The sequence below is a fragment of the Streptomyces sp. NPDC060205 genome, from assembly GCF_042728395.1.
Taxonomy (GTDB): domain Bacteria; phylum Actinomycetota; class Actinomycetes; order Streptomycetales; family Streptomycetaceae; genus Streptomyces.
Window position 1 is genome coordinate 1 of record NZ_JBHWZP010000278.1, and the last position, 12,680, is coordinate 12,680.

The 12,680-nt window shown below is 73.4% G+C and carries 12 protein-coding genes; 6 read left to right on the forward strand and 6 right to left on the reverse strand.

Annotated features, from left to right (window positions below):
- Positions 1-100 precede the first annotated feature (100 nt).
- The 6 genes from ACFWGJ_RS33980 to ACFWGJ_RS34005 are packed head-to-tail and all read right to left on the reverse strand — an operon-like array spanning position 101 to position 5,634.
- A complete protein-coding gene (locus ACFWGJ_RS33980; protein WP_387332321.1) occupies positions 101-1,138 on the reverse strand; it encodes an acyltransferase domain-containing protein in 1,038 nt (345 codons plus the stop codon).
- Positions 1,135-2,397, reverse strand: coding sequence for a ketoacyl-ACP synthase III family protein (locus ACFWGJ_RS33985; protein ID WP_387332323.1), 1,263 nt, complete (start codon positions 2,395-2,397; stop codon positions 1,135-1,137). The genes ACFWGJ_RS33980 and ACFWGJ_RS33985 overlap by 4 nt, the downstream gene beginning before the upstream one ends.
- The gene (locus tag ACFWGJ_RS33990) at positions 2,397-2,672 is read right to left on the reverse strand and encodes an acyl carrier protein (RefSeq protein ID WP_387332325.1); all 276 of its coding nucleotides are present in this window, start codon (positions 2,670-2,672) and stop codon (positions 2,397-2,399) included. Before ACFWGJ_RS33990 ends, ACFWGJ_RS33985 begins: the two co-directional genes overlap by 1 nt.
- Before the next feature lie 33 nt (positions 2,673-2,705).
- Positions 2,706-3,971 (reverse strand): ketosynthase chain-length factor, encoded by a 1,266-nt coding sequence (locus tag ACFWGJ_RS33995; RefSeq protein ID WP_387332327.1) that lies wholly within the window; start codon positions 3,969-3,971, stop codon positions 2,706-2,708.
- Entirely contained in the window at positions 3,968-5,239 is a 1,272-nt protein-coding gene (locus ACFWGJ_RS34000; protein WP_387332329.1) for a beta-ketoacyl-[acyl-carrier-protein] synthase family protein, read from the reverse strand. The genes ACFWGJ_RS33995 and ACFWGJ_RS34000 overlap by 4 nt, the downstream gene beginning before the upstream one ends.
- The gene (locus ACFWGJ_RS34005; RefSeq protein ID WP_387332330.1) at positions 5,236-5,634 is read right to left on the reverse strand and encodes an antibiotic biosynthesis monooxygenase family protein; all 399 of its coding nucleotides are present in this window, start codon (positions 5,632-5,634) and stop codon (positions 5,236-5,238) included. Before ACFWGJ_RS34005 ends, ACFWGJ_RS34000 begins: the two co-directional genes overlap by 4 nt.
- A 311-nt stretch (positions 5,635-5,945) precedes the next feature.
- On the opposite strand from ACFWGJ_RS34005, the gene ACFWGJ_RS34010 reads away from it, so the two are divergent.
- The 6 genes from ACFWGJ_RS34010 (at position 5,946) to ACFWGJ_RS34035 (ending at position 12,590) form a co-directional block, all read left to right on the forward strand.
- Entirely contained in the window at positions 5,946-6,731 is a 786-nt protein-coding gene (locus tag ACFWGJ_RS34010; RefSeq protein WP_387332332.1) for an SDR family NAD(P)-dependent oxidoreductase, read from the forward strand.
- 80 nt (positions 6,732-6,811) lie between these two features.
- Entirely contained in the window at positions 6,812-8,224 is a 1,413-nt protein-coding gene (locus ACFWGJ_RS34015; RefSeq protein ID WP_387332334.1) for an SRPBCC family protein, read from the forward strand.
- A gap of 43 nt (positions 8,225-8,267) precedes the next feature.
- The gene (locus tag ACFWGJ_RS34020) at positions 8,268-9,596 is read left to right on the forward strand and encodes an activator-dependent family glycosyltransferase (protein ID WP_387332336.1); all 1,329 of its coding nucleotides are present in this window, start codon (positions 8,268-8,270) and stop codon (positions 9,594-9,596) included.
- Entirely contained in the window at positions 9,597-10,214 is a 618-nt protein-coding gene (locus ACFWGJ_RS34025) for a dTDP-4-dehydrorhamnose 3,5-epimerase family protein (protein ID WP_387332338.1), read from the forward strand.
- Complete coding sequence (locus tag ACFWGJ_RS34030; protein WP_387332340.1) at positions 10,202-11,146, forward strand: NAD-dependent epimerase/dehydratase family protein; 945 nt, start codon at positions 10,202-10,204, stop codon at positions 11,144-11,146. The genes ACFWGJ_RS34025 and ACFWGJ_RS34030 overlap by 13 nt, the downstream gene beginning before the upstream one ends.
- Before the next feature lie 76 nt (positions 11,147-11,222).
- On the forward strand, positions 11,223-12,590 hold the full coding sequence (locus ACFWGJ_RS34035) for an NDP-hexose 2,3-dehydratase family protein (protein WP_387332341.1): 1,368 nt from the start codon (positions 11,223-11,225) through the stop codon (positions 12,588-12,590).
- The last annotated feature ends 90 nt before the right edge of the window (positions 12,591-12,680 follow it).

The following is a 12,680-nucleotide window of genomic DNA, read 5'->3' on the forward strand; positions in this document are numbered from 1 at the left end:
CGTGCAATGACCGGGGGCGGGGCGTCCGTCGTACGCGGGACCGTGCACGGCGCTCCGCGCGGGGCGGGTCGCGCGGGGCGGGTCGCGCGGGGACGTGCCGTCAGACAGCCGGGGCCGAGGACGGGGCGCCCCGGGACGTGGCGGCACGGGCGGTCAAGGAGCCCGCCCCCGCGATGCGCGCCGCGGCGGCCCCCACCGCGGCCCGGTCCGCCTCCGGTGGGCCAGGGCGGGCCGGCAGCAGGGACACCACCGTGCTCGTGCCCCGCCGGACGGCCGGGTGGCGGCGGGCCACCTGGGACAGGCCCTGCCCGGGTCCCACTTCCAGCAGCAGGTGGTCGCCCGTCGCCAGCAGCCCCTCCAGCGCGGGCCAGAAGAGCACCGGCGCCACCGGCTGCCGCGCCCAGAAGGACGGGTCGTCGATGTCGGCCCGCGTCAAGGGGGCGGCGGTGTAGGCCGAGTGGACCGGCACGGTCGGCGTGTTCCTGCGGACCGCGGCGAAGCGTTCGGCCGCGCCCCGGCAGGCGGGTTCGAGTACGGGGCTGTGGAAGGCGCTGAGGGAGGGGACCCGGCGGCAGACGAACCCGGCCTCCCCCAGCGCCCGGCCGGCCTTGTCCAGCGGTCCGTCGGGGCCGGCCAGGATGGTCTGGCGCGGGGCGTTGACCGCGCCCACGACCACGTCCCCGCCCAGATACGGCTCCACCTCGGCCGTGGACGCGGCGACCGCGAGCATGCCGCCCGGCGGGGCCTTCGCCAGCCGTCCGACCCGGTCGAGCACCAGACACACCGCGTCCCGTGTGCTGAATACCCCGGCCAGCACCGACGAGGCCAGCTCCCCGATGCTGTGCCCGAGCAGGGCGGCCGGGCGTACGCCCCAGCTCAGCACCAGCCGGCCGAGCGCGAGGTCCACCGCGAAGAGCAGCGGCTGCGAGCGGGTGACGTGGTCCAGTTCCGTGGCGGGCCGTTCGGCGAGCCAGTCCTCGCGCAGCGGACCGCCCTCGGGGCCCGCCGCGTCGAAGAACTCGTCCATCGCCTCGGTGAACACCGGCTCGTACCCGTACAGGCCCGTGGCCATCAGCGGATGCTGGGAGCCCTGGCCCGGGAGCAGCAGGGCCACGGGCAGGGGGCGTTCGGCGGTCATGCGGCCTCTCCCGGCGGTGTCGTGGGTGCCGTGGCCCCCGTGGATGGCGTCGCCGCCCAGGCGGGCCGTTCCAGCATCTCGACGACCGCGCAGGAGTAGGTGAACCCGGCGCCCACGCTCATCCACACGACGAGGTCCCCCGCGCCGAGGCTCCCGGAGGAGACCAGGTGGTCGAATCCGGCGATCTGGTCACCGGCGCCGAGGTGCCCGATGCCGCGGCTCCACTCCCAGGTGGTGCGTTCCTCCGCGATGCCGAAGCGGGCGAGGTGTCCCGCCCGCAGCCGTTTGCGGCCCAGGTGGGGCAGGACGAACCGGTCGACGTCGGCGAGCGTGACCCCGGCGGCGGCGAGGGCCCGCTCGACGGCGGCGTCCTGCGCGGCGCCGCTCGCCGCGATCACCCGGGGCACCCGGTGGGTGGCCAGGAAGTCCTTCTTGCAGGCGTCCAGGTCGACCACCGGCCGGTGGCTGAACGGGGCGTGGCCGAACGGGTCGTCACCGCGGTGCATCCCCTCCAGCTCCGGCACGGAGACGGTGGCCAGGCCCCGGATCCGGGCGAACCCCTCCCGCGAGGACAGCACGAGGGCGGTGCCCCCGTCCCCGTAGAAGGTGCCGGAGTCGCTGCGCCAGCGGTCGAAGCCGGGCGGGCGGAAGGCGTCGCCGGTCGTGAGCAGGACCCGGCGGTCCGGCTCCCCGGCCGCGGGGCCGGCCCGCAGATGGTCGACCGCGAGCCCGAGTCCGGCCATGCCCCCGTTGGAGACCTGGCCGACCTCGATCGCGGGGCACTGGTTGCCGACGGCCGTGCGCTGGACGTACGAGGCGGGCGCCCACAGGTCGTGCCCCTGGTAGAAGAAGCTGGCGTGCAGGATCAGCGACACGTCGCCGGAGCCGGAGCCTGAGCCGGAACCCTCACCGGAGCCGGGCCCGGCCTCGGATCCCGTACCGGCCCCGGCCCCGGACCCGGACCACGTGCCGGACCCGGACCCGGACCCGGAGTCGAGACCTGCTCGTCCGAAGCCGGACCGCTCCAGTGCGGTCCGGGCCGCGCGGGCCGCCATCTCGGGGGCGGGTTCGTCCTGCGCCACGGCCACCGACAGCATGCCGGTGGTCGTGGCCAGGGCCTCGTCGCACAGTCCGGCCGCGACGGCGTCCGCGACCGGCGTGCGGGGCGGCAGCCACACGGCGCAGCCCGCGATCCGGATGTCCGGCGCCGGGCTCTCCACGGCGGGAGCCTCCCCGGCGCCGACGCCGGCCTCGGTCATCAGGCGGCCCCCGCCGCGGGCATGCGGTCGGCGAGCGCGGCGTTCACGGCGGCGACGAACGCGGTGGGGGTCAGCGCCTCGCCGAGGGTCTCCTCGGGCAGCGTGATGCCGTAGCCGCGCTCGACCCTGCTGATCGCCTCCATGAGGGCCAGCGAGTCGTAGCCGAGCAGGGCGAACTCCTGCTCGGCGGCGGCGCTCGACAGGTCGACCGCCTCCTCCTCGCCCGCGCACTCACGCATGATCTTGAAGAGGTCTTCGGTGGTGAAAACGGACATGACGTCTCCAGGTGGGGTGATGGTGGATGGGTTTCAGGCCGCCGAGGGACCGCGGACGACCATGGCGCTGTTGAAGCCCCCGCGGCCCCGCGCCACGACCAGCGCGGCGTCTTCGGTGACGGGCCGCGGGGCGCCGGTCACCAGGTCGATGTCGTGGCCCGTGGTCTCCTCGACGTGGACCGTCGGCGGGACGAGGCCGTCCCGCAGGGCGAACAGGGCGGTGACCAGGTCGAGCGGCGCGGCGCCCGAGTAGAGGCGTCCCGTCATGGTCTTGGGGACCGTGACGGGTACACCGCCGGGCCCGAAGACCGCGGTCAGGGCCTGGGCCTCGACGCGGTCGGGTTCCGGTTCGCCGGCGCCGTCCGCGAGGACGAACGCGATGTCCCCGGGCCGCAGTCCGGCGTCGTCCAGTGCCCCGCGCACGGCCCGCTCCAGGTTGGACGGGCGGCCCGAGCCCGGGCGGGGGTCGAAGGTGGCGGCGTACCCGCTGATCTCCCCGTGGACCCGTGCCCCGCGCTGCCGGGCCCGGTCCGCGTCCTCCAGGGTGAGGATCGCCCCGCCCTCGCCGGGCACATGGCCGTCGGCCGCGGCGTCGAAGGGCAGATAGGCGCGGGTGGGGTCCTCGCTCTCGCTGAGGATCCCGGCGGAGATCTGCGCGGCGAGCCCGTACGGGCACAGCGAGGCGTCCATGCCGCCGGTCAGCATCAGCGGGGTGCCCCTGCGGATACGGCGTCTGGCCTGGGCGACCGCGTCGAGGCCGCCCGCCTGGTCGGTGACGAGGACCCCGGTGGGCCCGCGCAGGTCGTGCCGGATGGACACCTGGCCCGAGTTGACCGCGTAGAACCAGGCGAAGGACATGTACGCGCTGACGTGCTTGGGGTCCTTGCCCCACAGGTGGCCCAGTTCGCGCTGGCCGAACTCGAAGCCGCCGGAGGCGCTGGCGGTGACCACCCCGCGCTCGTCCGCGGGCAGGCTGTCCGCGCTCAGCCCGGCGTCCGCGAGCGCCCAGTCGGCGCCCGCGAGGGCGAACTGCGTGGTGCGGTCGGTCTGCGGGACGAGCCGGCTGGGGATGTGGTCGCGCACGGAGAACCCGGTGACCTCACCGGCCAGCCGGGAGGGGTACGAGGACGGGTCGAAGCGGGTGATGCGGGCGATGCCGCTCTCGCCGCGCAGGGTCGCCGCCCAGTACTCCTCGGCCCCGATGCCGTTGGGCGCGAGCACGCCGACCCCGGTGACCACGGCTCTGGCGGTCCCGGACGCGGTCGTCGTCGGCCCGGCGGTCGTGGGCGCGGTGGTCATGGGCGCCTCCCTTCGGATGCGGTGAGCACCATCGCGCTCTGGAAGCCGCCGAAGCCGCTGCCCACCGTCAGCACGGTGTCGACGTTCTGGTCGCGGGCGGTCAACGGCACGTAGTCGAGGTCGAGTTGGGGGTCCGGCTCGTGCAGGCCCGCGGTGGGGGGAAGCACGCCGTGCCGGATCACCAGGGCGGAGGCGGCGGCCTCGATGGAGCCGACGGCGCCGAGCGAGTGGCCGATGACCGCCTTGATGGAGCTGACCGGCACCCGGTGGGCGTGCTCGCCCAGGCTGTGCTTGATGGCGGCCGTCTCGTGGATGTCGTTCTGCCGGGTGGCCGTGCCGTGCGCGTTGACGTAGCCGACGGCCTCGCGGTCCAGGCGGGCGTCGTCGAGCGCGCCGGTGATGGCGGCGGCCATCTCCAGGCCGTCGGGGCGCAGTCCGGTCATGTGGTGGGCGTTGGCGCGCGCGGCGAAGCCGGCGATCTCGGCGTACACCTGGGCCCCGCGCCGCAGGGCCGACTCCCGCTCCTCCAGGACGAGGACGGCGGCGCCCTCGCCCAGGACGAAGCCGCTGCGGGTCCGGTCGAAGGGCCGCGAGGCATGGTCGGGGGTGTCGTTGCGCGGCGAGGTGGCCTTGATGGCGTCGAAGCAGGCCACGGTGATCGGCGCGATGGGGGCGTCGCTGCCCCCGGCGATCATGATGTCGGCGCTGCCCTCACGGATGAGTTCGACGGCGTGGCCCAGCGAGTCGAGGCCGGAGGTGCAGCCCGCCGAGACGAGCGCGGCCGGGCCTTCGGCGCCCGCCTCCCAGGCGACCTCCGCCGCCATCGAGCTGGGTACGAAGTAGTCGTACAGGTACGGGGTGCCCGCCGCGTGGTCGACCAGCCACTGCGTGCCGCCGTCGCTGCGCGCGACGTACTCCTCCTCCAGTTTCAGCGTGCAGCCGACGGCGGAGCCGAGGCTGACGCCGGTCCGGTGCGCGTTGCTCCCGTCGATCTCCACGCCGCTGTCGGCGATGGCCTCGCGGGCGGCGACCAGGGCGAACTGGGAGGCGCGGTCGAGGCGGGCGGTGTCACGGACCGACAGTCCGTGGCGGGCCCCGTCGAAGTCGACCTCGGCGGCCATCCGGGAGCGGAACGGCGCCGGGTCGAAGGCCGTGATGGTCCGGGTCGCGGAGACGCCGGAGACGATGCGCTCCCAGAACGCCTTCGTGCCGACACCGCCCGGGGCGATCACTCCGAGGCCGGTGATCACCACCCGACGGGCGGTCATATCCCTTCCCCCGCGCCGGCCGCCCCGTCGAGCGCGGGGCTCCCGGACGCCGGCCCCTCGGACGGCGCCGTGCCGTCGCGGCGCAGCCGGGCCAGATACAGTTCCGGCCGACTTTCGGCGAGGGCCCGCAGCGCGCCCGCGTGCGGCTGGAAGTCGGCGTGCGAGACGGCCGCGCGGAACGAGGCGACGTCGCGCCACTCGGCGACGTTGACGTACTGGCCGGGCCGCTCAGCGTGCCGGGAGAGCGTGTGCCGGATCAGGCCCGGCTGCCGTGCCATGAACTCGGACGTCCGCGCGAACTCCTTCTCGAACACCTCGGGTTCGGCGTGCACGGTGAAGGTGTTCACGAAGGTCACGGCGCCGGCCTCCTTGGCGTCTGGCTCGTGATCCGTCATCAATGGCCTCCTCGTTCAACGGTGTTGCCCGGTATTGCCCGGTGTTGCCAGGTCTGTTTTTGACCCGTTCGTGTGACCCGGCATCGCTTGACATCGTGCGGTCGTTCGTGTCGTTCCACGCTGCGTGCCTGGTCTCGCAGGCGGGTGGAAGGCCGCTGGAGCCCGGGCCGGGCCGTGGGTCGAGCGCGATTCGAGCGGCCGCTGAAACCCTCGCTGTCGTCCGGCATACGGAGCGGACACCCACCACGGACAGCCGTCACCCACCACAGACACCCGTCACAGACCCCCGCAGGGACCGCTGAGGAGCCGTCATGCCGCCAGCAGCAGAGAGCGTCGCCATCGTCACCGGTGCCACCAGCGGCATCGGTCTCGCCGTGGCCCGGAGCCTGGCCGAGGGCGGGGCGCGGGTCTTCATCTGCGCCCGCGACGGCGACCGGGTCGCCCACACCGTCAAGGAGCTGCGCGAGGCCGGCCACGAGGTCGACGGCGCCTCCTGCGACGTACGGGACACCGCGCGGGTACGCGCCTTCGTCCAGGAGGCCAGGGACCGGTTCGGCCCCGTCGGCGTCCTGGTGAACAACGCCGGCCGCAGCGGCGGCGGCCACACCGCGCGGATACCCGACGAGCTGTGGCTCGACGTGATCGACACCAACCTCAACAGCGTCTTCCGGATGACCCGGGAGGTGCTGACGACCGGCGGGATGCTGGAGCTGAGCACCGGACGGATCGTCAACATCGCCTCGACGGGCGGCAAGCAGGGCGTGGCGCTGGGAGCGCCGTACTCGGCGTCGAAGCACGGCGTGGTCGGCTTCACCAAGGCCCTCGGTCTGGAGCTGGCGAAGACGGGCATCACCGTCAACGCCGTCTGCCCCGGCTATGTCGAGACACCGATGGCCGAGCGCGTGCGCCAGGGCTACGCCGGTGCCTGGGACATCACCGAGGACGAGGTGCTGGAGAAGTTCGAGGCGAAGATCCCCCTCGGCCGCTACTCCACGCCCGACGAGGTCGCCGGGCTCGTCGGCTATCTGCTCTCCCCGACGGCCGCGTCGATCACCGCCCAGGCGATGAACGTGTGCGGCGGGCTCGGCAACTACTGACAGCGGGCCCGGCCGTGCGCGCCCGCGGGCGGACAGCCCGGGGCGGGCGGACCGGGCGGACAGAGGGGATCAGGATCAGCATGGCGCACAAGGCGCAGCACGAGACGCGGCACGAGATACAGCACGAGACGCACAGGACCGAGCACACGATCACGGTGGCCGCGGCCCCGGAGGCCGTCTTCGGCCTGGTGGAGCGGGCGCAGGACTGGCCGTTCGTCTTCCCGCCGAGCCTGCACGTGGAGTATCTGGAGCGGTCGGACGACGAGGAGCGGCTGCGGATCTGGGCCACCGCCAACGGCGAGGTCAAGTCCTGGACCTCGCGGCGGACCCTGGACCGCGCCGGGCTGCGGATCCGCTTCCGCCAGGAGGTCTCGCAGGACCCCGTCGCCGCGATGGGCGGCGAGTGGATCGTCGAGGCGCTACCCGACGGCGGCAGCCGGGTGCGGCTGCTGCACGACTTCCAGGCGGTCGACGGCCTGGAGCGCAACGTCAGCTGGATCCTGGAGGCGATCGAGCGCAACAGCGGCGCCGAGCTGGCCGCGCTGGAGTCCGCCGCGCTGCGCACCGGCACCGACGAGGCCCCGTACACCTTCGAGGACTCGGTGCGCATCGACGCCCCGGCCCAGGAGGTACGGGACTTCCTGCACGACGCGGGCGCGTGGCAGGAGCGGCTGCCGCACGTGGCCCGGGTGCTGCTGAAGGAGGACACGCCCGACGTCCAGCACCTGGAGATGGACACCCGCACGCCCGACGGCTCGACGCACACCACCGCCTCGGTGCGGATCTGCCTGCCCGACGGGCGGATCTCGTACAAGCAGCTGCAGACCCCGGCCCTGATGTCGGTGCACACCGGCGAGTGGACGGTGCGGGAGATCCCGTCCGGCTGCGTGGCCGTCTCCCGGCACACCGTGGTCGTCAACGCCGCGGCCGTCACCAAGGTCCTCGGCGCCGACGCCACCACCGCCGACGCCCGCACCTTCATCCGGGACGCGCTCGGCGGCAACAGCACGATCACCATGCGGCACGCCAAGGAGTACGCGGAGGGGCGGGCGAGGTCCGAAGCGGTGCCGCCCGCCGAGTACGCCTCGATCCAGCGGTTCTACGCCCGGCAGATGCGGCTCCTCGACGAGGGCGAGGGGGACGCCTGGGCGGACACCTTCACCGAGGACGGGGCCTTCGACCAGAGCTCGTTCGCCGAGCCGGTGCGCGGCCGGGCGGCCATCGCGGCGGCGGTGCGCGGCCGGCCCGCGGCGCCCGCCGGTACGGTCCGCCGGCACTGGCTGGGCCTGCCGGCGGCCTGGCGGTTCCCGGACGGTTCGGTGCGCACGGGCTACGACGCCCTGGTCGTGTCGACCGCGGCGGGCGCCGCTCCACAGATCCGGCTGAGCACGTCGTGCCAGGACGTCCTCGTCGCCGACGGGGGCGAGGACGGAGCCGCGGACGGGGCCGGCTGGCTGGTGAAGCACCGGTACGTCGGCCACGACGGGCAGTGAGACACGCCGCACGCCACCATCTGCTCTGCGAAGAGGGAGATCGATGAAGGTCCTGTTCACCACGTTCGCCGCGAAGTCCCATATGCATGCCCAGGTCCCGCTGGCCTGGGCCCTCCAGACCGCCGGCCACGAGGTCCGGATCGCCAGCCAGCCGGACCTGGCGGAGGACATCACCCGTACCGGGCTGACCGCCGTGTGCGTCGGTGAGCCGCTGCTCCTGGAGGAGCAGATGCAGCGGGTCAACGAGGGCCTGGGCGACGACGCCGAGATCATGGAGAGCCAGGCGGAAGCCGGGATGGACATGACGGAGACCCGTCCCGAGATGCTCACCTGGGACCACGTCCTCGGGGTGTTCACCTCGATGACGGCGATGGCCTTCCAGAACTCCTGCCCGGAACGCATGATCGACGACCTGGTCGCGTTCAGCCGCGAGTGGCAGCCCGACCTGGTCGTCTGGGACACGCTGTCCTTCGCCGGACCGGTGGCCGCGCAGGTCACCGGCGCCGCCCACGCCCGGCTGCTGTTCGGCCTCGACCTGCTGGGCCGGATGCGCGAGACCTTCCTCGACCTCCAGGCGGAACGGCTGCCCGAGCAGCGGGACGATCCGCTGCGCGAGTGGCTGACCTGGACGCTCGGCCGCTACGGCGCCGAGTTCGAGGAGGAGGTGGCGGTCGGGCAGTGGACGATCGACCCGGTGCCGCCGTCGATGCGCTTCCCGGTGAGGCAGCCCTTCGTCCCGCTGCGGTACATCCCCTACAACGGCCAGGCCGTCATCCCGGACTGGCTGCACGAGCCGCCGAAGAAGCGCCGGGTCTGTCTGACGCTGGGCGTCGCCCACCGCGAGGTGCTGGACGGCGACCGCGCCTCGATCGGCGAACTCGTCTCGGCGCTGGCGGAGCTGGACGTCGAGGTGGTCGCGACCCTCAACGAGAAGCAGCTCGCCGGTCTCGAACTCCCCGACAACGTACGGGCCGTCGACTTCGTCCCGCTCAACGCGCTGCTGCCGACCTGCTCCGCGGTCATCCACCACGGCGGCAGCGGCACCTTCCAGACCGCGCTCGCGCACGGGGTCCCGCAGCTGATCGTGCCCGACATGGTGTGGGACACCATCCACAAGGCGAAGCAGCTGGAGAAGACGGGCGCGGGTCTGTACCTGCACGACGTCGACCACTACACCGCGCAGGACCTGCGCGACCACGTGCTGCGGCTGCTCGACGAGCCGTCGTTCGCCGAGAACTGCGCGCGGATCCGCCGGGAGATGGTGGGGACGCCGAGCCCCAACGACATCGTCCCGGTGCTGGAGAAACTCGTGGCGGAACACCGCGCGAAGCCCGCCGCGACAACCGGCGGCACCGTCCGGGGGGAGCTGTAGATGACCACCGCCGTGAAGTTCCGCGAACTCGCCGTGTCCGGCGCGTACGCCTTCAACCCGCCCGTCTTCGAGGACGACCGCGGCCTGTTCACCTCGCCGTACCAGGAACCGGCGTTCGTGGAGGCCCTCGGCCATCCCCTCTTCCCCGTCGCGCAGTCCAACCACAGCAGGTCGAAGCGCGGCACGGTCCGGGGCATCCACTACACGGTGACCCCGCCGGGCGTCGCCAAGTACGTGTACTGCGCCCGGGGCCGCGCGATCGACATCGTGGTGGACATCCGCGTGGGTTCGCCCACCTTCGGCCGCTGGGACTCCTCCGTGCTCGACCAGGAGACCTTCGGCGCCATGTACTTCCCGGTCGGCGTCGGCCACGCCTTCATCGCCCTGGAGGACGACACGGTGATGTCGTACATGCTCTCCGGCAGTTACGAGGCCCAGCACGAGCTGTCCCTGTCGCCGCTGGACCCGGCGCTCGGCCTGCCCATCCCGACGGACGTGGCGCCCCTGCTGTCCGCGCGGGACACGGCCGCGCCCCTGCTCGCCCAGGTGCGGGCGGAGGGCGGCCTGCCGGAGTACGACAAGTGCCGCCGGATCGAGGCCGCACTGTGGCGGCCCTGAACGGCCGGCCGCCGGCCGAGGGGTCCCGGGTCGCGGTGCTCGGGGCCACCGGCTGCGTCGGCCGCTGCGTGAGCGCCGCGCTGGCCCGCGAGGGGCACGAGGTGCTCGCCGTCGCCCGGCGCGGCGGCCCCGCCGCGGCGGGGCACGTCTTCGCCGGCCTCGACGTGGCGGCGGTCCCGCCCGCCGAGCTGGCCCGGCTGCTCACCCGGCACCGGGTGAGCACCGTGGTCAACGTGACGGGTGGCTGGGGCACGACCGAACAGGAGATGCGGTACGCCCACATCACCCTGGTCGAGCGGCTGGTGAAGGCCGTGACCCTGATGGACGACCGCCCGCGGCTGGTCCATGTCGGCTCCATCCACGAGTACGGTCCGGTGGCCGAGCCGCTCGCCATCGGCGAGGACCTGGAGCCCCGGCCGGCCACCATGTACGCGCGGACCAAGCTGGCCGGCTCCGAGCTGGTGCTCGACGCCACCCGGGCCGGCCGGGTGGAGGGGCTGGTGCTGCGCGCGGTGAACGTGTGCGGACCGCGCACCACCCGGGCCAGTTTCCTCGGGGCGGTCGTCGACCGGCTGCGCGGCGCGGACGCGAGCGACCCGGTGACGCTGCGGGTCGCGGACGCGCGGCGGGACTTCATCGACGTGCGCGACCTGGCGGAGGCCGTGGTCCTCACCGTGACGTCACCGGCCACCGGACGGGTCGTCAACATCGGCCGCGGCGAGGCCACCGCCATGCGCGAGCTGGTGGACCTGCTGGTCGCCGCCTCGGGCCTGCCGCCGCAGGCGATCCGGGTCGAGGACGGGCCCATCGCCAGCAAGGGCGGCGGCTGGACCCTGGCCGACATCCGGCTGGCCGGCGAACTGCTCGGCTGGAAGCCGAGGATCACGCTGGCCGAGGCGATGCGGGCGACCTGGCAGACCCCCGCCGACTGAACCGCCGCACCGGGCGAGCCGCGTACACCACTCCGCGTACCCCCCTCCACGCTTCCATCCACGACGAGGAGTTCAGATGGCCGATGTGACGGCCCGTTTCGCCAGGTCGGCCGCGGCGGTGGAGAGCCCGCGGACCGACCTCGCCGGATTCGACGACTGGTTCGCCGAGTACGGGGAGCAGATCTACACGACGGCCGAGCGGATACCGCTGGCGGCCCTCGACCAGTGGTACCAGACACCGGTCACCGGTGATCTGCGGCACCGCAGCGGCAAGTTCTTCACGGTCCACGGCCTTCGGGTGCACGATCCCGCCAACGCGGTGCCCTGGTGGGACCAGCCCATCATCGACCAGCCCGAGGTCGGCATCCTCGGCATCCTGGTCAAGGAGTTCGACGGGATCCCGCACTTCCTGATGCAGGCCAAGGCGGAACCGGGCAACCCCGGCGGACTGCAGCTGTCCCCCACCGTGCAGGCGACCCGCAGCAACTACACCGGCGTCCACAAGGGCAAGCCCGTGCCGTACGTGGACTACTTCCGGGACACCTCGCGGCACCGGGTGCTCGCGGACGTCCGGCAGTCGGAGCAGGGCGCCTGGTTCTACCGCAAGCGCAACCGCAACATGGTGGTGGAGACGACCACCGAGGTGGAGGTCCTGGAGGGCTTCCGCTGGTTCACTCTCGGGCAGTTGTACCGGCTGCTGTCGCGCGACGACATCATCAACATGGACGCCCGTACCGTCCTGGCGTGTCTGCCGCACGCCGCGGGGCCGGACGGCGCCCTGCACCGGATGACCGACGTGCTGAGCTGGATCGCCGGCGCCCGGTCGCTGGCCTCGGTGCACACCGAGCGGATCGCCCTCAACGCGCTCGACGAATGGCGGCACGGCGAGATGGGCTACTCGCACGAGAGCGGCGGCTTCTTCGACGTCATCGGGGTCTCCGTGACGGCCGCGGGACGCGAGGTCGGCACCTGGCGCCAGCCGATGATCGAGCCGCGCGGCACGGGCGTCATCGCGTTCCTGACCCGGGAGATCGGCGGGGAGCCGCACGTCCTGATGCACGCCCGCACCGAGCCGGGCTACGCGGACGTGGTGGAACTGGCGCCGACCGTGCAGTGCGTGCCGGACAGCTACGGCTGGCTGCCGCCCGCGGCCCGGCCCCGCCACCTCGACGAGGTACTGGCCGCCGGGCCGGAGCGCATCCGCTACGAGGCCGTGCTCTCCGAGGAGGGCGGCCGGTTCTTCCACGCCCGCAACCGCTATCTGATCGTGGACAGCGACGTCCCCGAGGACCCCGGCCACCCCGACTACCGCTGGCTGACGATGGACCAGCTGACGCGGCTGCTGCGGCACAGCCACTACCTCAACGTGCAGGCCCGGAGCCTGGTGGCGTGCTGGCGCGCCCTGCGGGCGGCCGACTCCTACCGGGTGACTTCTACCGGGTGACTTCTACCGGGTGACTCGTACCGGATGACTCCTTGAAAGTGCCCCCTTGAGACTGCCCCTGCACACACCGAAGGCCCGGCGGGATCCCTC

Coding starts and splice junctions, on each gene's coding strand:
- ACFWGJ_RS34035 (WP_387332341.1), top strand. CDS start 11,223: ATGGCCGATGTGACGGCCCGTTTCGCCAGGTCGGCCGCGGCGGTGGAG.
- ACFWGJ_RS33995 (WP_387332327.1), bottom strand. CDS start 3,971: ATGACCACCGCGCCCACGACCGCCGGGCCGACGACGACCGCGTCCGGG.
- ACFWGJ_RS34015 (WP_387332334.1), top strand. CDS start 6,812: ATGGCGCACAAGGCGCAGCACGAGACGCGGCACGAGATACAGCACGAG.
- ACFWGJ_RS33990 (WP_387332325.1), bottom strand. CDS start 2,672: ATGTCCGTTTTCACCACCGAAGACCTCTTCAAGATCATGCGTGAGTGC.
- ACFWGJ_RS33985 (WP_387332323.1), bottom strand. CDS start 2,397: ATGACCGAGGCCGGCGTCGGCGCCGGGGAGGCTCCCGCCGTGGAGAGC.
- ACFWGJ_RS34010 (WP_387332332.1), top strand. CDS start 5,946: ATGCCGCCAGCAGCAGAGAGCGTCGCCATCGTCACCGGTGCCACCAGC.
- ACFWGJ_RS34005 (WP_387332330.1), bottom strand. CDS start 5,634: ATGACGGATCACGAGCCAGACGCCAAGGAGGCCGGCGCCGTGACCTTC.
- ACFWGJ_RS34000 (WP_387332329.1), bottom strand. CDS start 5,239: ATGACCGCCCGTCGGGTGGTGATCACCGGCCTCGGAGTGATCGCCCCG.
- ACFWGJ_RS34020 (WP_387332336.1), top strand. CDS start 8,268: ATGAAGGTCCTGTTCACCACGTTCGCCGCGAAGTCCCATATGCATGCC.
- ACFWGJ_RS34025 (WP_387332338.1), top strand. CDS start 9,597: ATGACCACCGCCGTGAAGTTCCGCGAACTCGCCGTGTCCGGCGCGTAC.
- ACFWGJ_RS33980 (WP_387332321.1), bottom strand. CDS start 1,138: ATGACCGCCGAACGCCCCCTGCCCGTGGCCCTGCTGCTCCCGGGCCAG.